Source organism: Bacillus sp. FSL R5-0585 (assembly GCF_038004545.1).
Taxonomy (GTDB): Bacteria; Bacillota; Bacilli; order Bacillales; family Bacillaceae_G; genus Bacillus_A; species Bacillus_A cereus.
The window spans coordinates 3,970,854-3,992,185 of record NZ_JBBORJ010000001.1; the positions used below are offsets into that span (position 1 = coordinate 3,970,854).

The following is a 21,332-nucleotide window of genomic DNA, read 5'->3' on the forward strand; positions in this document are numbered from 1 at the left end:
AATACCATAAAAATCAAACTAACTCCCAATTTACAATTCATTTTAACAAAGTAAAAAAGGATGCCTTTACAGGGCATCCTCTTGATGTTCAGGAACAAATAGTTCTAAACAATGATATATATTTTCGAATTCCATCGGTGCATCTCCACCATACTCACCATCTAAATTAATCATTAGTTTATCTGGTGAATGTACTTTAATTCGGTTCGCTTGTGTATATAACACTTTTGGATTATTAATATGTTCACCACGTTGTGCTTGTGTTGCTGCTTTAATTAAATCAGCGATAGAACCTTTTTTCAGTACTAATAGGTCAAATAACCCATCGTTAATAGATGCATACGGTGCTACCTTTTCAAATCCACCTACTGAACGAGTATTCGTAATTAAAAACATCGTAATTTCTTCTTGTAGTAACTTTCCATCATACTCAATTTCAACATATGTCGGATGCAATGATGGTAACATCTCGATACCTTTTAGGTAATAAGCAAGCTGCCCTAATACTGTCTTTAGCTTACTCGGTACTTCGTATGTTAATTCTGTAATACGACCGCCACCAGCGATGTTAATAAAATATGTATCGTTCGCTCTACCAAGGTCTAATGGCACTGTTTTTCCTTCGCAAATAATATCTGCTGCCTCTTCAATAGAACGAGGTACACCAATTGCACGTGCAAAGTCATTTGTCGTTCCAACTGGAATAATTCCAAATTTCGGACGGAATTCATGCCCAACTAAACCGTTTACTACTTCATTTAACGTACCGTCGCCACCAGCCGCAATAACAACATCAAACTTACGATCCGCAGCTTGCCTCGCCGCCACAGTAGCGTCTCCAGGACCCGTTGTCGCATGACAAGATGTCTCATAGCCAGCTTGTTCTAATTTTTGTAATACTTCTGGTAAGCTCTTCTTAAATAGCTCACGCCCAGAAGTAGGATTATAAATAATTCTTGCTCGCTTCATCATTTATTAGCACAGGAAATTTCTTTATGTATCGAAAAAGAACATACTGAACTTCTATTCAGTATTCCCATGCCTACCTCCTCTCATCTTGCTATCCTTCTTTTATCCCGCTCAAACAGGCAGTAAGAACCCGATTCGTGTAGTCCATCAAAAGTAAATATTCATTTCAATGGTTTTTTATTTGACCCCAAAATTTATCCCGCTATTTGCGGGCAGTAAATGCCCGATTGGTGAGGGCTAATAATCAGTGTTGGATGAACCTCCCACTGATTAAAGTTTCACTTTATTTCTATCCATTCTTCCATAAAAATTTACATATAACGAATAATAACTATCTATTATTTCATGAGATGAAAAAAACCTCTATGTTTAGATTTATCATTATTCCCACCTTTTTGCAACTATCATACCATAGTTGCTATACAAACATTTTTCCACTTTTGACAGTTAATCAAACGTTTGTTTAAACGATTTTGTCTCATTTAAACAAACGTTTGATTAACCTAGAAAAACACCCATGTACGGGTGTTTTTCTGCTTAATCTTTAAAAGTTACTACTATTATCGCTTATTAATCTCTTCAAGTAAGATTTTGTTAACAAGCGGTGGATTTGCTTGTCCTTTTGTAGCTTTCATAATTTGACCAACTAAGAAGCCAATTGCACGGTCTTTACCGTTTTTAAAGTCTTCGATAGATTGCTCATTATTATCAAGAATTTCTGTTACAACTTTACGAAGTGTACCCTCGTCAGAAATTTGAACAAGACCTTTCGCTTTAACGATTTCTTCTGGGTCTCCACCTTTTTCAATTAATTCATTAAATACTTTCTTCGCGATTTTAGAAGAAATTGTACCTTTTTCAATTAATTGAACCATTTTAGATAAACCAGCAGGCGTTAATGCAACGTCTTTTAATTCTTTTTGTTGTTTGTTTAAGTATGCAAGTACTTCACCCATTAACCAGTTCGATGTTAATTTCGCATCAGCACCGTCTGCAACAGTTGCTTCAAAGAAATCAGACATCTCTTTCGTTAATGTTAACACGTGTGCATCATAAGCTGGTAAGCCTAGTTCTGCAACGTAGCGAGCTTTACGTGCATCTGGAAGTTCTGGAATAGAAGCTCGAACTGCTTCTTTCCACTCATCATCAATGTAAAGTTCAACTAAGTCTGGCTCCGGGAAGTAACGGTAATCGTCAGATCCTTCTTTCACACGCATTAAGATTGTTTTCTTCGTTGCTTCATCATAACGACGTGTTTCTTGTTGGATGATACCACCAGATAACAGTTCTTTTTCTTGGCGCACTTGCTCGTGCTCAAGACCTTTTTGTACGTAAGTGAATGAGTTTAAGTTTTTCAGTTCCGCTTTTGTACCGAACTTCTCTTGTCCAACTGGACGAAGAGAAATGTTCGCATCACAACGTAAGGAACCTTCTTCCATCTTACAATCAGATACACCAGTGTATTGAATGATTGATTTTAACTTCTCTAAGTATGCATATGCTTCTTCTGGCGTACGCATATCTGGCTCAGATACGATCTCGATTAAAGGCATACCTTGACGGTTGTAGTCTACTAATGAACCATCAGCTGTATGCGTTGATTTACCAGCATCTTCTTCTAAATGAAGACGTGTAATACCGATACGTTTCTTTTTACCGTCTACTTCGATTTCAATCCAACCATTTTCACCAATTGGCTTATCAAATTGAGAGATTTGGTAAGCTTTCGGGTTATCTGGATAGAAATAGTTTTTACGGTCAAACTTCGTTTCCGTTGCGATTTCACAGTTTAATGCCATTGCAGCTTTCATCGCAAAGTTAACTGCTTCTTTATTTAAAGTAGGAAGTACCCCTGGGTATCCTAAGTCAATTACACTTGTTTGTGTATTTGGCTCCGCTCCGAATTCTGTTGGACTCGCAGAGAAAATTTTCGAATTTGTTTTTAACTCAACGTGAACCTCTAAACCAATAATTGTTTCTAAATTCATCTATGCTCGCCTCCTTACAGACTTGCTTTTTTTGTATGATAGTCTGTTGCTTGCTCAAACGCATGTGCAACGCGGTAAATTGTCGCTTCATCGAAGTGTTTACCAATGATTTGTAGACCAAGTGGCATGTTGTTAGCACCGAATCCACATGGAACTGAAATCGCTGGAACACCCGCTAAGTTTACTGGGATTGTTAAAATGTCATTTGCATACATTGTCATTGGATCGTCAACTTTTTCTCCCACTTTAAATGCCGGAGTTGGTGTTGTTGGTCCAATAATAACATCATAGTTAGCAAATACATTTTCAAAGTCGTTCTTAATTAATGTACGTACTTGTTGTGCTTTTTTGTAATATGCATCATAGTAACCAGAGCTAAGAGCAAATGTACCAAGCATAATACGACGTTTAACTTCATCACCGAAACCTTCACTACGTGTGTTTTTGTAAAGATCTAATAAGTTATTTACATTATCAGAACGAACACCATAACGCACGCCATCAAAGCGTGAAAGGTTAGCAGATGCTTCAGAAGAAGATAGTAAGTAATACGTTGCTAGAGCGTATTTAGAGTGTGGAAGAGATACTTCCTCCCAAGTTGCGCCCATACCTTCTAATACTTTTAAAGCAGCTAGTACTGACTCACGAGCTTCTTCGCCAACACCTTCGCCTAAGTATTCTTTCGGTACAGCAATGCGTAAACCTTTAACATCGCCTGTTAAACCAGCTAAATAGTTTCCAACTTCAACATTTGCAGAAGTTGCATCCATGCGGTCAATACCTGAAATAGCTTGTAATAAGTATGCATTGTCTTCTACTGTACGTGTAATCGGTCCGATTTGGTCAAGTGAAGATGCGAATGCTACTAATCCGTAACGAGATACGCGTCCGTAAGTTGGTTTTAAACCTACCACACCGCAATATGCAGCTGGCTGACGGATAGAACCACCCGTATCAGAACCTAGAGAGAATAGTACTTCTCCTGCTGCTACAGCTGCTGCAGAACCACCACTAGATCCGCCTGGAACGTAATCTAAGTTCCATGGGTTTTTCGTAGCGTAGAATCCTGAGTTTTCATTTGAAGAACCCATTGCGAACTCGTCCATGTTTAATTTACCGATTGTAATTGTGTCAGCAGCTTTTAGCTTTTGCACAACTGTCGCATCATAAATTGGATCGAAGTTTGCTAATATTTTGCTTGCACAAGTTGTACGAAGACCGTTAGTTACAATGTTATCTTTTACACCAATTGGCATACCGAATAATAAACCATTATCTTCAGCGCCGATTTTTGCATCTAATTCTTTCGCTTTTGCGCGTGCATTTTCTTCATCTAATGTAAGAAAAGCTTTTACGTTATCTTCAACATCCGCAATACGTTTGTAAGATTCTTCCACTAAATCCGTAACGGAAATTTCTTTGTTGTTTAACTTCTTATGTAACTCTGATACTGAATGATCAAATAATGACATCGAAATTCCCCTCCTCTATTCTAATACTGCTGGAACACGGATTTGATTATCTTTGTGATCCGGTGCATTTTTTAATACTTCTTCAACTGGTAAACCTTTTTCTGGTACATCTTCACGCATAACATTTTTCATAGTTAATACATGAGTTGTTGGTTTTACATCTGTTGTATCTAATTCATTTAACTGTTCTGCAAATGTAACAATTGCATCTAGTTGTTTTTGAAATTTTTCTGCTTCTTGATCAGTAATTGCAAGACGTGCTAAATGTGCTACGTGCTTTACATTCTCAACGGAAATTCTTGACACGGCTAGGCCACCTCCATAATATATCGTTCAATCTACAATACTATTGATGATACCAAATTTTCAGTACTTCAAGCAAGTCAACACAGAGTACTTACGCCATTTTTACATAAAAAAAGAAAGGCAAATGCCTTTCTTTACAATTTACTCTTTATCTAACGGTTTATTTTTTGGAAATCTCTCGTTATCTTCTTCATTATCACGAATTGTTTTTTGTAATACAAAACAAGACATCGTTAAAAATAATGTTCCAATTAAATAGTATCCTTTTACACTAAGCGTTTCATCTAACGTATAAATCCCAATTAGCATACCTGAAAGCGCACAAACAAATGAAGTCCATGCTAAAAATGTGAACGCTTGCGTATTACGTCTTCTCATCGTTCTCCCCCTCGTTAGCTGTATACCCATTATAGATAAGTATATTTACCATGATGGATTTTTATGTAAATTCTAGTTTTATATTTATAAATCTATCATAAAAGAATACTATTTTAAAGAAAGTTTTCTGTCTAATCTGAAAAAATAATTAAAACAATTGACAATTTTTTCTATTCTACATAAAATAAAAATAAATATTACGAACCTCGAAATATACGGGAGTGGAATTAATTGTTGCAATATGAACATTTTTTAGACTTACTGCTAGATAACGCCAAGAAACTTTTCTATCCTGAAGAATGGGTAAGCCTAGATTTAACACTTTCTAAAACAGAAGTATTTTGTTTACTTTGGATGGAACGAAATACAGATATTACAATGACGAAAATTGCTGACCTTCTTGATATACCGATGAGTACAACGACGGGCGTTGTAAATCGCCTTGTAAAAAAGGGATATATTGAGCGCTACCGTGATGAAAACGACCGACGTATTGTATTAATTCGGTTAACAGAAAACGGCGTAATGCTCGTTCAAGAAGTAAAACAAAATGCAGCCCACTACTTTAGCTTAGTGACAGAAGCATTGTCAGAAGAAGAAAAAGCATTCTTACTACAAATCTTCCAAAAGATTATGAATCACATTGCTACGTCACAGCAAAAAACAGAAGAAAAAGTTTCTACACCTAAAATGAAAAACATTCCGATTGAATAAAACCCTATCTGGGTTTTTATTCAATCATTTACTTCGACACTCGTAATATTCGATATTCGAAACAAAGGAGATATGAATGATGAGAATTATTTTGTATACAGGTAAAGGCGGCGTAGGAAAAACTAGCATTTCAGCAGCAACAGCAATTCAAAGCGCAAAACAAGGATTAAAAACTTTAGTCATGAGTACAGATCCCGCTCATAGTTTAGGAGATTCATTTGGTATAAAGCTATCTTCTGAGCCATTAGAAATTCGTGAAAATTTGTGGGCACAAGAAATTAATACGATTTATGAGATGGAAAAAGGATGGGGAAAATTACAGAAATATATTACACTACTCTTCACTTCCAAAGCAGCCGATGATATTACAACAGAAGAATTAACGATGTTTCCTGGTATGGAAGATTTAATTAGCTTACTTCGCGTACTCGATTATTATAAACAAAACACATATGATGTTATCATTATTGATTGTGCTCCAACAGGAGAAACATTAGCAATGCTAAGCTTTCCAGACATGCTCGGCTGGTGGATGGAAAAATTGTTTCCTATTAAAAGAAAAGTTTTAAAAGTCGTTCGTCCTGTAGCTCAACCACTCCTTGGTGTCCCTCTTCCAACCGATGATATTATGGACGAATTAACAAATACACTTGAACAGCTCGGAGAAATGAGAGATATTTTATCAAACCGAGAAGTAACAAGTATCCGCATCGTTGTAAATCCTGAAAAAATGGTCATTAAAGAAGCTCAGCGTAGCTTTACTTATTTAAATTTATACGATTATAACGTAGATGCCATTATGATTAATCGCGTCATCCCTAACACTGTCACCGATCCTTATTTTCAGGCATGGAAAGATACACAGAAGAAATATAAAACATTAATTCAAGATAGTTTTCAACCCCTTCCTATTTACGAAGCTCCAATGTTTGAACAAGAAGTTGTTGGTTTGTCTATGTTAGAACGTGTAGGAGATTCTTTATTTAAAACTGATCATTCCCCTACAGAAGTGAAATTTAACGGGCGCACTCAATATGTAAAAAAGGATGGCGATGAATATATTTTCGTTCTGTCCATTCCCTTCTCAAACAAAAGTGAACTTTCCTTAAATCAAAAAGGTGATGAACTTATTATTCGAGCGGGTTCTGTTAAACGGAACATCACGTTACCAAAAACATTAACACACCTTTCTATTCAAGGGGCAAAATTTGAAGAAGATATACTAAACATTCGGTTTGGAGGTGTAGTGCATGCATGAGGAACTACTACGAAGGGTAATTCGTACAAAAGTAAAAGTCGGGATGCATATATTAGAAGAGCTACCTAATCCAATCCAGCAATCAGCTAAGCAAATATTAAATATTTTGCAAGAGGAGCTAGCTGCTTATCCGAAAGAACGAGATCATCATGAAGTTAATTTAAAAAATATCATAATTGAATAACTATCTCTGTATAGAGGGCCTTTTTTAGGCTTTCTATACTTTATTGGAGTGATGTAAGTTGATGAAAAAGCATTCCACTACTATACTCTGGATCATTCCCTTATTATTTTTCATTCATAACCTTGAAGAAGCTTTCCAAATGCCACAATATCTTGCTAATCAATTTTCAATCCGTCTTATAACTAGCCAACAATTTTTCATTGCCATTTCCGTATTAACAATCTTTGTATTACTTATCGTCTTTCTATATCAACTTAACTTCTTGTCTTCTATATACTGGATTATTTTTATACAAGGGGCTATCTTCTTTAACTCTGTTCAACATATTATTTTGTTTTTCATTTATCGCTTCTATAACCCCGGCGTCATATCAGCATTTTTCATTACTCTCTTTTCTATTTTCTTTTTTTTATCAAAAAAACACTTAATTCATCAAAAGCAATTCGTAATTACAATCCTTTTCAGCTTATTTTCTTATCCCATTATAATTTGGATCACCTTACTGTTCGCTAGCTATTTTCATTCATAAAAAAAGACCAGGAAAACTCCTGGTCCATTACTCTACTTAACAAACATTGGATTCTACGTTATACAAAATTGGAAGGTACAGAATTAGGGTTTGTTTGTTAAGTTTATATGTTGAACGAACTAACAGCGGAGGGGTTCCTTCTGTTAGTCCATTAAACCCAATGATTATTTTACGATTTTTTCAAGCTCCTCAAGTGAAAGATCTACTGAAATTGAACCATCATTTGTTTCTTTCTTAATTGCATCTGTTACTTCTTTTGAATGGTATAATTCAATTACTTTTTTCAGTGTTGGATCATCTTTATCTTTCGTACGAGCTGCGAAAATATTAATATAAGGCTTCGCATTTTCATTCTTTGGATCTTCTAAGAAAATAGGATCCTTCGCTGGATCTAATCCAGCTTGACCAGCAACACCGTTATTAATAACTGATGCCGCTACATCTTTTAACACACGAGGTGTTTGCTGTGCGATAACCGGTGTAATTTTTAATTTCTTCGGATTTTCAGCAATACCACTTGGATCTCCAAATAGACCAAAATCCTTTTTCAGCTTTAATAATCCAGCTGCATCAAGAAGTTTTAATGCACGTGCTTGGTTCGTTGGATCGTTTGGAATTGCAATTTCTGAACCATCTGGGATTTCATTTGCTTTCTTATATTTTTCAGAGTATAAACCCATTGGCGCAATTTGCGTTGTACCAACAGCTGTAATATCTAACTTATGCTCTTTTTTAAATTGCTCTAAGAAAGCAATATGCTGGAATGAGTTTAATTCAATATCTCCATCAGCTAACGCTTTATTTGGCGTTGTGTAATCAGAGAACTCCACCAGTTTAATCTTAATCCCTTCTTTTTCAGCTTTTTTCTTCAAAATTTCCCAAGCGTTTCCATCCGTTCCAGTTACACCAATGCGAACTGTTTTCTCTTTTGCTCCTGCATCCGAGCAGCCACTTAACGCCGAAATCCCTACAATCGCTGATAATGCAAATGCTAAAATTTTCTTCATTTTCTTTTCCTCTCTTCCTTTTTATGATCTGCGTAACAAGACTTTCGCAAAGTAATTCCCTAAATTTTGAGCTATCTGTACGAGAATAATAAGTAAAACGACCGTTACGAACATAACTGATGTATCAAAACGTTGATAACCATATGTCATTGCTAAATCACCAAGACCGCCACCACCGACAAGCCCAGCAACTGCAGAAAATTCAATTAAACCAACTGTCATAAATGTGACACCTAAGATTAATGGCGCTAACGCTTCTGGTACAAGGATTTCAAAAACGATTCTAATTGGCGAGGCGCCCATTGCTTGTGCTGCCTCAATTACTCCTTTCGGAACGGAAACAAGGTTTGTTTCAACCATTCTAGCAATACCAATTGATGCGACTAACGTCATCGGGAAAATTGCCGCTGCTGTTCCAATCGTCGTTCCGATAACACTTCTTGTTAGTGGACTTAACGCTACTAAAAAGATAATGAATGGTACCGGGCGAATTGTATTAATTATGATGTTAAGAATAGAAAAGACCCATTTATTTTCTAAAAAGTTTCCTTTTCTCGTTACATATAAAAGTAAACCTAGCGGTATACCAAGAATTGTAGCAAATATAAGGGTTACAATTACCATTAAGAGGGTATCCCCCGTCGCATCTAGTATGCGCGGCCAAAATATACTCCAATCAACTCGCATGAACTTCTACCTCCTTCAGCTGCACTTGCAGTCTTAGATGTTGTAATGCTTTTTGAATTTCCCTCTGCTCCCCTTGCAACTCTACAAGAAGATTTCCAAATAGCACATTTTGAAGTTCAATAATATTTCCGTACAGTACATTTACATCGACGTTATAGTTTTTTGCGATATATGATAGTACCGGCTGTCCTGTCTCCTCACCAGTAAATGTTAGACGATAAATTTGACCACCATTTTGAATTTTCGCTAGAACACTTTCTGGTAAATGATCATTAATAACAGAACGTACAAAGTTTTGAGTCGTCTTTGTTTTTGGTTGTGTGAAAACATCGAACAGTTTTCCTTCTTCAATAACTTTTCCCTTCTCCATTACAGCTACACGGTGACAAATTTCTTTCACAACATGCATTTCATGTGTAATAAGAAGAATTGTTAAATTGTATTCTCGATTTACTTTCATTAATAAGTTTAGAATTTCTGTCGTCGTTTCTGGATCTAAGGCTGATGTTGCCTCATCACATATAAGAATATCTGGCGATGTCGCAAGTGCTCTAGCAATGCCCACACGCTGCTTTTGTCCACCTGATAGCTGCTCTGGGTAATAGTTTGCTTTATCTTCTAACCCTACAAACTTCAGCAGTTCATTTACTCTTTCTTTTATCTCATTCTTTGGCACTTTCGCTAACTTTAATGGATAAGCAATATTTCCAAATACTGTTCTTGAATTAAATAAATTAAAACTTTGAAAAATCATTCCAATTCTTTGTCTCAGTTTACGTAATTCTTTCGTCGATAATGATGTAATATCTTTATCATCTATTGAAATCGTTCCTGCCGTCGGTCTCTCTAACATATTTACTAAGCGTAATAACGTACTCTTTCCAGCGCCACTAAAACCAATAATGCCAAAAATTTCGCCTTTCTCAACTGATAATGTTACATCCTCCACCGCATGAACAGATTGCCCAGCTGATTCATACACTTTACTTACATTGTTAAAAGAAATCATTTTTTCCCCTCCTATATGCTGTAAAAACTTGAAGTAGAGCTTTCGAGGTAAAATAAAAAGTGCTCTCCTTCTTATCAACCATAAAGATAAGAAGGAGAGCACTTATATGTACTCGTTCACATCTTCTCATCTTCCAAGCCTTTATATGGCTTGCTGGAGTTAGCACGGTATTAAAAAAACCCGTTGCTGAGGTATCGTAGGGCCAGTCCCTCCACCTCTCTGGATAAGAATGTATCGATTTAATTGTCGTTTAATTAATTCTCATTATAGAACTCAGAATAATAAGAGTCAATACATTTTTTAGAAAAATATTAATTATTCCTTTATTAAAATTTTCAGATGAAAATTCATGAGAAAATAGTAACTTTCAAGGTTATTTAAAATTCTTCTTCCTCATATTTTTAAACAGGAGAATCCTCTCCACGAATTGAATAAATTTATTTGAATATGAAACTCGGAGGCAGATAAATATATGAAAACAGCTCTTTTACTCGTCGATATTCAAAACGATTATTTTCCAAATGGAAAGATGGAATTGCGTAATCCAGTAGAAGCAAGCGAATATGCTAATCAGTTATTACAATACTTTAGAACAAACAGCGAACCTATTTTTCATATCCAACACGTAGCTATAAAAGATGACGCTACTTTTTTCCTACCTAATACAGAAGGTGTACATATTCACGAAAGCGTACGTCCACTTAGAGAAGAAACAGTTATAGTCAAACATTATCCAAATAGCTTCCGAGAAACTAATCTTCTAGAGCAATTACAGCGTTTAGACATTGAACATGTCGTCGTATGCGGGATGATGACTCATATGTGTATTGATGCTACAGTAAGGGCTGCATTCGATTTTGGCTTTCAATGTACCGTTATACATGATGCTTGTGCTACAAAAGACCTTTCTTTTAAGAACGCTACTATACCAGCTGTTTATATTCATAATACAATTTTAGCCAGTTTAAATGGTGTATATGCAAATGTAATAAGCACAAAAGAATTTTTAGCTACATAAAAAAACACTCCTTTCAGTGAGCAAAACCGAAAGGAGTGTTCCTTGTCGAACCATAGATTTTCTTTCAAATTGTATTATACAGGAAATTCTCAAAATGAATACTAAAAAATATGACTAATAAGTCAACTTTTCTCATCATTTTATTTCTGTTCACATGTTTATCCCGCTATTAATAGGTTTTAGCTCATTCCCTTCGAACGATGGTAATATATAGGATTTTAATTTTAAAAGGAGCTCTTCACATTCTGTGAAGAGCTCCTCTACTATTTCTTATAAAGTTTCAGAAGTAGTTTTTGCTTGCATGTGAAGTGCTAAGTAATCAGGTCCACCAGCTTTAGAGTCTGTACCAGACATGTTAAAGCCACCGAATGGTTGGTAACCTACGATTGCACCAGTACATCCACGGTTGAAGTATAAGTTACCAACGTGGAAGTCTTCGCGTGCTTTTTCAATATGGTCACGGTTGTTAGTAATAACAGCACCTGTTAAACCGTATTCCGTATTATTTGCAATTGCAAGTGCATGATCGAAGTCTTTCGCTTTACAGAATGCTACTACTGGTCCGAAGATTTCTTCTTTCATTAAGCGAGCATCTTCTGCAACGTCAGCAACGATTGTTGGTTGGATGAACCAGCCTTTAGAATCGTCTCCTTCGCCACCTGCTAAGATTCTACCTTCTTCTTTACCAATTGCAACATAGCTCATTACTTTATCGAATGCAGCTTGGTCATTAACAGGACCCATGTTTGTACCTAATACTGCTGGGTTAGCAACTGTTAATTCTTTTGTTAATTCAACAGCACGATTTAATACATGATCATATACATCTTCATGGATTACTGCACGAGAACATGCAGAACATTTTTGTCCTGAGAATCCGAATGCTGATGCAACGATAGACTTAGCTGCTAATTCAAGATCTGCTTCTTTATCAACAACGATTGTATCTTTACCGCCCATTTCAGCGATAACGCGTTTTAACCAAATTTGTCCTGGGTTTACTTTCGCTGCACGCTCATAGATGCGGATACCTACATCACGAGATCCCGTGAAGCTTACGAAACGTGTACGAGGATGATCTACTAAGTAGTCACCAACTTCAGAACCGTTACCTGGAACGAAGTTTACTACGCCAGCTGGTAAGCCAGCTTCTTCTAATACTTCCATAAATTTCGCTGCTACTACAGGAGTTGTACTAGCTGGTTTTAGTAATACTGTGTTACCAGAAACTAAAGCAGCTGTTGTCATACCTGCCATAATTGCGAATGGGAAGTTCCAAGGAGAAATGATAACACCTACTCCTAATGGAATGTAAGAGAAACGATTATATTCAATTGGACGGCTTTCTACTGGAATACCGTCTTTTAATTTTAACATTTGACGACCATAATATTCCATAAAGTCGATTGCTTCTGCTGTATCAGCATCTGCCTCATTCCATGGCTTACCTGCTTCTTTTACAAGAATAGCAGAGAATTCATGTTTTCTGCGACGAACGATTGCTGCAGCACGGAATAAAATGTCTGCACGCATTTCTGGCTTTGATTTTCTCCAAGTTTGGAATGTTTCATCCGCTACTTGCATTGCTTTTTCAGCTAACTCACGGCTTGCTTTTGAAACACGACCAACAAGTTCCTCTTTATTTGCAGGGTTTACAGAAACAATTTTGTCTTCTGTAGTGATTTTTTCTCCCCCAATAATTAATGGATAGTCTTGTCCAAGATAAGATTCTACTTTCTTTAAACCTTCTTCAAACGCTAATTTGTTAGCCTCCACTGAAAAATCTGTAAATGGCTCATGTTTGTATGCTACTACCATTTTTTTTAGCCTCCCCTTAGAAAAACGTTTACATTTTACAACATTATTCTACACGATAATTTAGATTTATTCAAATATTCCTAGACTTATATTTTAAAAATTAATAAATTTTTAAAATATAATAAAAAAAAGAGATTCATACATGCGTATGAATCTACAAAATATGAGTATATTCCAAAACATTTTTCCCGATCAATAATATAGTAACCAATAAAAATAAAGTCCTTACATATCCAACACCTTTTTGAACCGCAAACTTCGATCCAAAATAAGCACCTAAGATCATTGATAATCCCATGATAATACCGTATTCAAAATGAATTATATCTAAAAATAAAAAAGTAATTAAAGATACAATATTACTAACAAAGTTCAAAAGTTTTCCAGATGCTGCCGCTTGAATAAAATCCAAGCCAATTAATAAAAATGCAAAAATTAAAAACGACCCTGTCCCTGGTCCAAAAAATCCATCATAAAATCCTATCATTAAAATAGCAAAGAAAAATATTAATGTTTTTCTTTGCGTCATCTTCTTATAGGTAGACACACTTCCCCAATTCTTTTTGAAATAATATAAATAGCAATAAATACCAACATTACAAGTACTAATGGGCGTAAAATATCCGATGGAATAAATTTTACTACTAAAGCACCTGCAACAGCTCCAACAATAGTTAACGGGATTAACTTTCCTACAATTTTAAAATCAACTTTTCCTGATCGAATGAAATACATCGCACTCGTAAACGTCCCCATTGTTGCCGCTAATTTATTCGTTGCAATTGCCGAAGCTGGCGATAAGCCAACAAACATAAGTGCAGGAAGCGAAATTAACCCTCCTCCTCCAACAACGGAATCAATAAAAGCTGCTAAAAAACCGAATGCAATTAATAAAATAATGACTTGAAAACTTAATTCTTCCATGAGCTTTACCCCTTACCCCTATTTTTTACAACATTTTAAATTATAACAAAATTACACAAGAAAAAAAGCTGTTCCATAGAGGAACAGCCTTCATATTTAATCTAAAATCTTCACAAGTGGTTCATCTTGTTTTGCTTCACGTATAATAATAGCTTCTGGGCGTTCTACAGATTTAATCGTTACTTGTACTTTCATATAATTCGGGAAGTATTCCATAACAAGCCCTGCCACATATTGTGTAAAACCAACTATTTCAGCTTTTCCATTAAACTGGACAGGAATATCAAGCTTCATTTCTCTTAATTCATCATCTCTATACATACCAGTACCAATAACAGCTGTATAGTCGCCTTGGAAATAATCGCTTAGTTTTGCCTTAAAGTTGGATACTCTTGCAAGGTCTTCACGTTTATTATCTGTTTTCGCTTGCTCTGATGGGAACAAATAATATTTTTCATTAATTTGTTTCCAATCTTCAACCGTTTCACTACCTTTTTCAACATTCGCATAAGAAACAAAGTTACCTGGCACAAGTGAAGCCTTCGGAGCCTGACGATAAATTGCAAATGTTATCGGAAGGTTTTTTGTTGCAGGATCTTTTTGATGCATAAACTTCAAGACTTCTTGCGCCATTTTTTTCCCTTCAGCTAACATTTTTTCATTCGAGATTGTAGCTTCACGCGGGTAACCATGTTCTTCATTATAATAATGAACTGAATTCATTGCTAATCCAACTACAATGCCGCTACGCTCATCTTTGTCGCCGTTTTTCACATAATAATCATGCTCTAAAATATTGGAAATATATATTGGATTTTTTTTGTTTTTTTCTTCTAGTATTTCAGATCCTTCGCCTAAAGCTGGATTTAATCCTATGTTTGGAAATTTAACTGCATCTTTTTTTAATGTGTCTTCTAGTTCTTTCTGTTCAGCATTTGTACGCTTTCTTTTGACAAGCATTTGTACATATTGAGCCTCTAGAGTATCTCCGCCTTTAAAGAAATAATCTTTCGTACTAAATGATTCCTTCGCAATACGCATTAATCCTGTTTCAAATTCATCTATATCAAGACGATTATTTACTCCTTGCACGACTAAACCACGTGCCTTTCCACCATCAAATGGAATAGTCGTCTTATAATATTCATCCGACATAGCGTATTTTGGAACAACTGATTGTTCTTTTGCTTTCCCCGATTTCTCAGCCACTTTTTCATCTTTGTCGGCACCTGCACTACACCCACTTACAAGTAGGCCAAGGCTTAATACCGCTAATGCTATTTTTTTCATGGTAAGTTTGCACCTCTTACTTATTTAGCTCTTGTAAGAACCTCTCTTCATTCCAAACCTCAACATTATGTTTCTCCGCTTGTGCTAATTTTGAACCAGCCGCTTCACCTGCAACAACTAAATCCGTACTCTTACTAACACTTCCCGTTACTTTTCCACCTAATGCCTCAATCTTCTTCTTCGCTTCACTTCGCCCCATAACTTCTAGCTTACCTGTTAAAACAACCGTTTTTCCTGCGAAGTAAGATTCAACATTTTGTAAATCTGCAATTTTTATACCTTTGTATGTCATATTCACGCCATACTCTTTAAACTGCTGTAATAACTCTAATACATCTTCATTATCAAAATATGTCACAACAGATTGAGCCATTTTTTCGCCAATTTCATTAATTGCTTTTAGTTCTTCTTCCGTTGCTTTTACAAGCTCATCCATCGTTTCAAAGTGCTCTGCAAATGTACGTGCTGCTTTCGCTCCAACGTGGCGAATTCCAAGACCAAATAATAATCGCTCTAACGAGTTTTCTTTAGAATTTTCAATTGCTTGTATTAAGTTTGTTGCTGATTTTTCACCAAAACGTTCTAACTGTAATAATTGCTCTTTCGTCAATGCATATAAATCAGCAAATGTACGAATGTAATCAGCATCAAAGAGTTGTGTAATGACACGTTCTCCAAGTCCATCAATATTCATTGCATTTCTTGAAACGAAATGGATTAACCCTTCTCGAATTTGAGCAGGACAAGTTGGATTTATACAACGAAGTGCTACTTCTTCTTCTAAACGAACAAGTTCACTCTCACATGCTGGACAATGAGTTGGCATGCGGTATTCTTCTTCCTCACCAGTACGCTTATCAAAAATAACGTTCACAACTTCAGGAATAATATCTCCAGCCTTCTTCACAACAACGTAGTCACCAATTCGAATGTCTTTTTCACGAATTAAATCTTCGTTATGTAAAGAAGCACGACGAACAATCGTACCAGCAACTCTCACTGGCTCTAGTTCTGCAGTCGGTGTTACAACTCCTGTTCGGCCAACACTTAATTCAATGCCTGTTAATCTCGTTACAACTTCTTCAGCCGGGAATTTATAAGCAATCGCCCATCTTGGACTCTTCGCTGTAGTTCCTAGACTTTCTTGAAGGGCAACATCATCTACTTTTATAACGATTCCATCAATCTCATAATCAAGATGCGGACGTTTTTCTTGCCATTCTTCTACATAAGCTATAACTTCTTCAATTGTTTCACATGTACGGCGATTTGGATTTGTCTTAAATCCAAGTTCACCTAAGAAATCAAGCGATTCACTATGTGATGGAATTGTTTTTTCTTCTACATTCGCAAGACCATACACAAACATAGATAAGTTACGCTTCGCTGCAATTTTCGGATCAAGTTGACGTATTGAACCTGCTGCTGCATTACGCGGATTCGCAAATACATCTTCTCCATTTTGCTCTTTTTCTTCATTTAGTTTAACGAATGAACGCTTCGGCATATAAGCTTCGCCTCGTGCTTCTAACGTTACTTCTTCATTTAAACGAAGTGGGATAGCTTTAATCGTTTTTAAATTTTGAGTAATATCTTCACCCGTTACACCATCACCACGTGTCGCCCCTTGAATGAAGCGTCCTTTTTCATAATGAAGCGAAACGGCAAGCCCGTCAATTTTTAATTCACATATATATCTTACATTCGCACCATCAATTCCTTGACGTACTCTTCTGTCGAAATCACGTAAATCTCCTTCGTTAAATGCATTTCCTAAACTTAACATTGGTGACTTATGTGTTACTTTTTCAAATATATCAAGAACAGTCCCCCCAACGCGCACGGAGGGAGAATCTTCACTCATAAACTCTGGGTTCTCTGCTTCTAATTTTATAAGCTCCTGCATATTACGGTCATATTCCGCATCAGAAACAGAAGGATTGTCTAATACGTGATATTGATAGTTAAATGTATTTAATAAATCACGCAGTTCTTCTATACGTTTTTTTGCTATCTCTTTTGACATATCCTCATTCCTTTCTATTGTTTCGTCACAGGTGCAAATTTTGCTAACAAACGTTTAACACCAATTGGGCTTGGGAATGCAATATCTAATTCTTTTGCATCACCTTCACCTTTTACACTTACAACTGTACCGACTCCCCATTTTTGGTGGGAAGCTTTATCTCCTACTGCCCAGCCAATTTGTTCGCCGCCTGTCGTCTTAGCTGCAGGGCGCGCGAAAGCTGAACGAGAGCGTGTTGTCGTTGTGATTGTCGTTTTGCCGCTACTTGCCGTTCTGCCTTTTGCACCAAACGATGTTTCACGCTTTGGCGCTGTTTCATTTAATGATTCCACTAGTTCTGTCGGGATTTCTGTAATGAATCGAGACGCAGCGTTCATACTTGTTCTACCAAATAAAGTACGCATTTGCGCGTTAGATAAATATAGCTCTTCTTCTGCACGGGTAATACCTACATAAGCAAGACGACGTTCTTCTTGCATTTCATCCTCTTCCATAAGAGAACGAGTATGAGGGAATATCCCTTCCTCTAAGCCAACAATAAAGACAACCGGGAACTCTAATCCTTTCGCTGAGTGCATCGTCATTAAAATAACTTCTTCACCAGCAGTTGGGTCTTCATCTACACGATCAATATCAGCAACAAGTGCTAAATCTGTTAAGAATGCAACAAGGCTCTTATCTTCGCTTTGAGATTCAAATGTTTGCGTAACAGATAAGAACTCGTCTAAGTTTTCTAAACGACCTTCCGCTTCTAAAGAACGTTCATTTTTCAACATATCGCGATAGCCTGTTTTTTCAATAACTTCTTCTACTAATTCTGTAACAGATAAATACTCTTGCATATTTACCCAGTTATTTAATAAATTCGCAAATTCTTTTACTGCCTTTGTAATTTTTGCACTTACTCCAACATGCTCAATTTCATCAAATACAGCAGTTAATGAAATTCCGTTTTGCACACCGTAATTAATAATTTTATCGATAGAAGTCGCACCAATACCACGCTTTGGCATGTTAATAATACGTGCAAAACTAATTTCATCATCTGGATTACCGATTAAACGTAAGTACGCCAAAATATCTTTAATCTCTTTACGATCGTAGAACTTCGTACCCCCGACAATTTTGTACGGAATGTTAGATTTAAGGAAAATCTCCTCGACCATACGAGACTGAGCATTCGTACGATATAACACTGCAAAATCAGTATATTTTCGTTTCCCCATTTGAATATCGTCACGAATTTTTTTCGCAACAAAATACGCTTCGTCCTTTTCAGTTGCAGCACGATAATACGAGATTTTACTTCCAACTTGATTGTCTGTCCATAATTTCTTCGGCTTACGATTCGTATTTTTTTCAATAACAGCATTCGCTGCATTTAAAATATTTTGTGACGAACGATAGTTTTGTTCTAACAAAATTACTTGTGCATTCTCATAGTCTTTTTCGAACGACAAAATGTTAGAAATATCTGCACCACGCCAGCGATAAATAGACTGGTCAGAGTCACCTACAACGCAAAGATTTTTAAAACGCGCTGCCAAATGTTTAACAAGAAGATATTGCGCTTTGTTCGTATCTTGATACTCATCAACGTGAATATATTGGAACTTACGCTGATAAAACTCTAATACTTCTGGAACACGTTCAAATAACTGAATCGTGGTCATAATTAAATCATCAAAGTCTAATGAATTATTTTTCAAAAGACGTTTTTGATACTCTGTGTATACATCGCTCGTCAATTTTTCATATGGATCAGCCATTGTAATTTTTTTTGCATATTTATCCGCAGATAACAGTTCATTTTTCGCATTACTAATACCCGCTAAAATAGAGCGCGGCTCAAATTTCTTCGGATCAATATTGCGCTCTTTCATAATTTTTTTGACTACAGTTAGCTGATCGCCTGAATCTAAGATTGTAAAGTTACGATTAATACCAATACGATCGATATCCCGTCGTAAAATACGTACACACATAGAGTGGAACGTCGAAATCCAAATATCTTCTGCTTCTGGTCCCACAAGTGTATCAATACGCTCACGCATTTCACGAGCTGCTTTATTTGTGAAGGTAATAGCTAGTACATTCCATGGTGCTACACCTTTTTCACCAAGTAAATACGCAATACGATGTGTTAACACACGTGTCTTACCACTACCTGCACCTGCCATTAATAGAAGTGGTCCATTCGTTGTTTGGACTGCTTTTTGTTGCTGTGGATTTAAACCGTTTAATAATCTATCTGTCATACTCATATACGCCTGCACCTACTCTCCTTTTACTGCTTTAACTGTTTTTAACGCCGATTTTATATCATCATAAATAATATTTCCAACAACTACTGTATCAGCATATTGTGCCATGTCTTTCGCCTGTTCTGCATTAGAAATACCACCGCCATAATATAACTTAGCTTGTTTCAATTCTGCTTTTACATTTTTAACAAGTTCAACATCTCCATACGTACCGCTATATTCTAAATAAAATATCGGTAAACGTAATAGCTTGTCTGCTAAACGAGCATATGCAATAACGTCATCTTCTGTTACATCACATTTCGCTTCTGTAAGCTGGGCTACTTTCGCTTCTGGATTTAAAACACAATACCCTTCCATAAAAATTTCGTCCCAGTCCATAATATCCCCAAATTCTTTCAATGCCTCATGATGAACACCTGTTACCCATTCTACTTTTCGGCTATTTAAAACACTTGGGATGTAATAAAAATCAAATCCTGGTGTAATTGCTTCTACATCAGAAACCTCTAATACACAAGGAACTGCATATCTACGAATGCTAACTAGCATGTGTAATACGTTATCAATTGTAACTCCATCACTTCCGCCTACAATAACCGCATCAGTTCCAGACTCACAAATCATTTCTAAATGTTCATCGCTTAACTCCTTATTTGGATCAAGCTTAAATACATGTTTCCATCCGGAAATATCGTACATGAAAACACCCTTCCTTTTCTCTAGTTATATATATTTCTGTTCAAAATAACAGTTTATTTTCATCATTATTGTTTTAACTTCATCTTAAATATTTGTTTAAAACGGAGAATTAAGTTTGGAATTACCTCTTCCATATTTTTTAAACTAGAGGATTTAATTTTGAAGTTCCTTTTATGCATTCTTTCATTATAACAAAAAAAGTTACTTACACACACGCACATTCCAACATCTTTTTCCACGTCAAATGTTGGATTACATATCCCAAAAATCAAACGGGATACTAATAAAAGAAATAGTATTATCTATTTCAACTTTCATAAAAAGGAGTGTTTTTCTAATGAAGCAAAATATCGGGACAATAAACGCTCTAATTCGAATTACACTTGGGCTTGTCCTCTTCGGATGTAGTGCAACTAAACTTGTACGCAAGCCGTGGTGCACTTGGTCTAACATTTTTCTATGGATTGGTGCAATGAAAGTTGCAGAAGGAATTGTTCGTTTCTGCCCTGTTGTTGAAATGTGGAAATTCGGAAAATACATGAATATGGGGGCATTTAAAATTCCTAGCATGAATTTTGCTGAAAAAGGACATGCTAAAGAAGAAGTGAATCAAACTTCCACTCATGACAAACCAAAGTCAAAAGGAAGTTATGACGCTTCTGACAAAGAGATTGAGTCAGCGATTGAAAATATAATCCTGGCAAAACCGCTTTGAATCATTTGTCACGATGCAAGATGCTCTCAAAGGGACTTAGCTGCTGCAGTGGGCGGTTAAGTCTTCTTTATTTT

Annotated in this window: 18 protein-coding genes, 2 pseudogenes and 1 riboswitch; of the genes and pseudogenes, 6 read left to right on the forward strand and 14 right to left on the reverse strand. The window is 36.1% G+C overall.

The window, feature by feature from the left end; translation table 11 throughout:
• Window positions 1-66: 66 nt before the first annotated feature.
• From MKY38_RS20460 to MKY38_RS20480, 5 genes are all read right to left on the reverse strand, one after another.
• Window positions 67-972 carry a diacylglycerol kinase gene (locus MKY38_RS20460; RefSeq protein ID WP_000977679.1) on the reverse strand — a complete coding sequence of 302 codons (906 nt, stop codon included), beginning with the start codon at window positions 970-972 and terminating at the stop codon, window positions 67-69.
• A 557-nt stretch (window positions 973-1,529) separates the two neighbouring features.
• Window positions 1,530-2,957: an Asp-tRNA(Asn)/Glu-tRNA(Gln) amidotransferase subunit GatB gene (gatB, locus tag MKY38_RS20465; protein ID WP_001047685.1), complete on the reverse strand. Its 1,428-nt coding sequence runs from the start codon at window positions 2,955-2,957 to the stop codon at window positions 1,530-1,532.
• A gap of 14 nt (window positions 2,958-2,971) precedes the next feature.
• The gene (gene gatA / locus MKY38_RS20470; RefSeq protein ID WP_000051433.1) at window positions 2,972-4,429 is read right to left on the reverse strand and encodes an Asp-tRNA(Asn)/Glu-tRNA(Gln) amidotransferase subunit GatA; all 1,458 of its coding nucleotides are present in this window, start codon (window positions 4,427-4,429) and stop codon (window positions 2,972-2,974) included.
• A gap of 15 nt (window positions 4,430-4,444) precedes the next feature.
• On the reverse strand, window positions 4,445-4,735 hold the full coding sequence (gene gatC, locus MKY38_RS20475) for an Asp-tRNA(Asn)/Glu-tRNA(Gln) amidotransferase subunit GatC (RefSeq protein WP_000086999.1): 291 nt from the start codon (window positions 4,733-4,735) through the stop codon (window positions 4,445-4,447).
• A 141-nt stretch (window positions 4,736-4,876) separates the two neighbouring features.
• A complete protein-coding gene (locus MKY38_RS20480; protein WP_001254393.1) occupies window positions 4,877-5,113 on the reverse strand; it encodes a YiaA/YiaB family inner membrane protein in 237 nt (78 codons plus the stop codon).
• A 231-nt stretch (window positions 5,114-5,344) separates the two neighbouring features.
• On the opposite strand from MKY38_RS20480, the gene MKY38_RS20485 reads away from it, so the two are divergent.
• From MKY38_RS20485 to MKY38_RS20500, 4 genes are all read left to right on the forward strand, one after another.
• On the forward strand, window positions 5,345-5,827 hold the full coding sequence (locus MKY38_RS20485) for a MarR family winged helix-turn-helix transcriptional regulator (RefSeq protein ID WP_000942482.1): 483 nt from the start codon (window positions 5,345-5,347) through the stop codon (window positions 5,825-5,827).
• A gap of 76 nt (window positions 5,828-5,903) precedes the next feature.
• Window positions 5,904-7,085: an ArsA family ATPase gene (locus MKY38_RS20490; RefSeq protein WP_002023162.1), complete on the forward strand. Its 1,182-nt coding sequence runs from the start codon at window positions 5,904-5,906 to the stop codon at window positions 7,083-7,085.
• Window positions 7,078-7,269 carry a DUF3926 domain-containing protein gene (locus MKY38_RS20495; RefSeq protein ID WP_000544106.1) on the forward strand — a complete coding sequence of 64 codons (192 nt, stop codon included), beginning with the start codon at window positions 7,078-7,080 and terminating at the stop codon, window positions 7,267-7,269. Before MKY38_RS20490 ends, MKY38_RS20495 begins: the two co-directional genes overlap by 8 nt.
• A gap of 61 nt (window positions 7,270-7,330) precedes the next feature.
• Window positions 7,331-7,798 (forward strand): HXXEE domain-containing protein, encoded by a 468-nt coding sequence (locus MKY38_RS20500; RefSeq protein WP_341050339.1) that lies wholly within the window; start codon window positions 7,331-7,333, stop codon window positions 7,796-7,798.
• Window positions 7,799-7,962: 164 nt separating this feature from the next.
• On the opposite strand, the gene MKY38_RS20505 is transcribed toward MKY38_RS20500, so the two are convergent.
• The 3 genes from MKY38_RS20505 to MKY38_RS20515 are packed head-to-tail and all read right to left on the reverse strand — an operon-like array spanning window position 7,963 to window position 10,501.
• Window positions 7,963-8,805, reverse strand: coding sequence for a MetQ/NlpA family ABC transporter substrate-binding protein (locus MKY38_RS20505; protein ID WP_114556007.1), 843 nt, complete (start codon window positions 8,803-8,805; stop codon window positions 7,963-7,965).
• Between the two features lie 21 nt (window positions 8,806-8,826).
• Window positions 8,827-9,492 carry a methionine ABC transporter permease gene (locus MKY38_RS20510; protein ID WP_001261865.1) on the reverse strand — a complete coding sequence of 222 codons (666 nt, stop codon included), beginning with the start codon at window positions 9,490-9,492 and terminating at the stop codon, window positions 8,827-8,829.
• The gene (locus MKY38_RS20515; RefSeq protein WP_341049599.1) at window positions 9,482-10,501 is read right to left on the reverse strand and encodes a methionine ABC transporter ATP-binding protein; all 1,020 of its coding nucleotides are present in this window, start codon (window positions 10,499-10,501) and stop codon (window positions 9,482-9,484) included. Before MKY38_RS20515 ends, MKY38_RS20510 begins: the two co-directional genes overlap by 11 nt.
• Window positions 10,502-10,624: 123 nt before the next feature.
• A riboswitch (SAM riboswitch) is annotated at window positions 10,625-10,731 on the reverse strand.
• Window positions 10,732-10,973: 242 nt separating this feature from the next.
• Here MKY38_RS20515 and MKY38_RS20520 point away from each other — a divergent pair.
• A pseudogene (locus tag MKY38_RS20520) lies at window positions 10,974-11,539 on the forward strand (cysteine hydrolase family protein).
• A gap of 250 nt (window positions 11,540-11,789) precedes the next feature.
• On the opposite strand, the gene pruA reads toward MKY38_RS20520, so the two are convergent.
• The 6 genes and pseudogenes from pruA to MKY38_RS20550 all read right to left on the reverse strand — a co-directional run bounded on the left by pruA (window position 11,790) and on the right by MKY38_RS20550 (window position 20,543).
• Window positions 11,790-13,337: an L-glutamate gamma-semialdehyde dehydrogenase gene (pruA, locus tag MKY38_RS20525; RefSeq protein WP_000259555.1), complete on the reverse strand. Its 1,548-nt coding sequence runs from the start codon at window positions 13,335-13,337 to the stop codon at window positions 11,790-11,792.
• Between the two features lie 154 nt (window positions 13,338-13,491).
• A pseudogene (locus MKY38_RS20530) lies at window positions 13,492-14,261 on the reverse strand (TSUP family transporter).
• A 96-nt stretch (window positions 14,262-14,357) separates the two neighbouring features.
• Window positions 14,358-15,551: a CamS family sex pheromone protein gene (locus MKY38_RS20535; RefSeq protein WP_065224759.1), complete on the reverse strand. Its 1,194-nt coding sequence runs from the start codon at window positions 15,549-15,551 to the stop codon at window positions 14,358-14,360.
• A 16-nt stretch (window positions 15,552-15,567) separates the two neighbouring features.
• Entirely contained in the window at window positions 15,568-17,577 is a 2,010-nt protein-coding gene (gene ligA / locus MKY38_RS20540; RefSeq protein WP_000031450.1) for an NAD-dependent DNA ligase LigA, read from the reverse strand.
• 14 nt (window positions 17,578-17,591) lie between these two features.
• A complete protein-coding gene (pcrA, locus tag MKY38_RS20545) occupies window positions 17,592-19,841 on the reverse strand; it encodes a DNA helicase PcrA (RefSeq protein ID WP_002164784.1) in 2,250 nt (749 codons plus the stop codon).
• Between the two features lie 12 nt (window positions 19,842-19,853).
• Window positions 19,854-20,543, reverse strand: a complete 690-nt coding sequence (locus MKY38_RS20550; protein WP_070179637.1) for a heptaprenylglyceryl phosphate synthase — start codon at window positions 20,541-20,543, stop codon at window positions 19,854-19,856.
• Window positions 20,544-20,880: 337 nt separating this feature from the next.
• Here MKY38_RS20550 and MKY38_RS20555 point away from each other — a divergent pair, with 337 nt between their 5' ends.
• The gene (locus MKY38_RS20555) at window positions 20,881-21,258 is read left to right on the forward strand and encodes a YgaP family membrane protein (protein WP_098771829.1); all 378 of its coding nucleotides are present in this window, start codon (window positions 20,881-20,883) and stop codon (window positions 21,256-21,258) included.
• The last annotated feature ends 74 nt before the right edge of the window (window positions 21,259-21,332 follow it).

Excerpts from the sequence above, each read along its gene's own strand:
- MKY38_RS20460 (WP_000977679.1), bottom strand. The coding sequence starts at position 972 with ATGATGAAGCGAGCAAGAATTATTTATAATCCTACTTCTGGGCGTGAG.
- gatB (WP_001047685.1), bottom strand. The coding sequence starts at position 2,957 with ATGAATTTAGAAACAATTATTGGTTTAGAGGTTCACGTTGAGTTAAAA.
- gatA (WP_000051433.1), bottom strand. The coding sequence starts at position 4,429 with ATGTCATTATTTGATCATTCAGTATCAGAGTTACATAAGAAGTTAAAC.
- MKY38_RS20480 (WP_001254393.1), bottom strand. The coding sequence starts at position 5,113 with ATGAGAAGACGTAATACGCAAGCGTTCACATTTTTAGCATGGACTTCA.
- MKY38_RS20490 (WP_002023162.1), top strand. The coding sequence starts at position 5,904 with ATGATGAGAATTATTTTGTATACAGGTAAAGGCGGCGTAGGAAAAACT.
- MKY38_RS20495 (WP_000544106.1), top strand. The coding sequence starts at position 7,078 with ATGCATGAGGAACTACTACGAAGGGTAATTCGTACAAAAGTAAAAGTC.
- MKY38_RS20500 (WP_341050339.1), top strand. The coding sequence starts at position 7,331 with ATGAAAAAGCATTCCACTACTATACTCTGGATCATTCCCTTATTATTT.
- MKY38_RS20505 (WP_114556007.1), bottom strand. The coding sequence starts at position 8,805 with ATGAAGAAAATTTTAGCATTTGCATTATCAGCGATTGTAGGGATTTCG.
- MKY38_RS20510 (WP_001261865.1), bottom strand. The coding sequence starts at position 9,492 with ATGCGAGTTGATTGGAGTATATTTTGGCCGCGCATACTAGATGCGACG.
- MKY38_RS20515 (WP_341049599.1), bottom strand. The coding sequence starts at position 10,501 with ATGATTTCTTTTAACAATGTAAGTAAAGTGTATGAATCAGCTGGGCAA.
- pruA (WP_000259555.1), bottom strand. The coding sequence starts at position 13,337 with ATGGTAGTAGCATACAAACATGAGCCATTTACAGATTTTTCAGTGGAG.
- MKY38_RS20535 (WP_065224759.1), bottom strand. The coding sequence starts at position 15,551 with ATGAAAAAAATAGCATTAGCGGTATTAAGCCTTGGCCTACTTGTAAGT.
- ligA (WP_000031450.1), bottom strand. The coding sequence starts at position 17,577 with ATGTCAAAAGAGATAGCAAAAAAACGTATAGAAGAACTGCGTGATTTA.
- pcrA (WP_002164784.1), bottom strand. The coding sequence starts at position 19,841 with ATGAGTATGACAGATAGATTATTAAACGGTTTAAATCCACAGCAACAA.
- MKY38_RS20550 (WP_070179637.1), bottom strand. The coding sequence starts at position 20,543 with ATGTACGATATTTCCGGATGGAAACATGTATTTAAGCTTGATCCAAAT.
- MKY38_RS20555 (WP_098771829.1), top strand. The coding sequence starts at position 20,881 with ATGAAGCAAAATATCGGGACAATAAACGCTCTAATTCGAATTACACTT.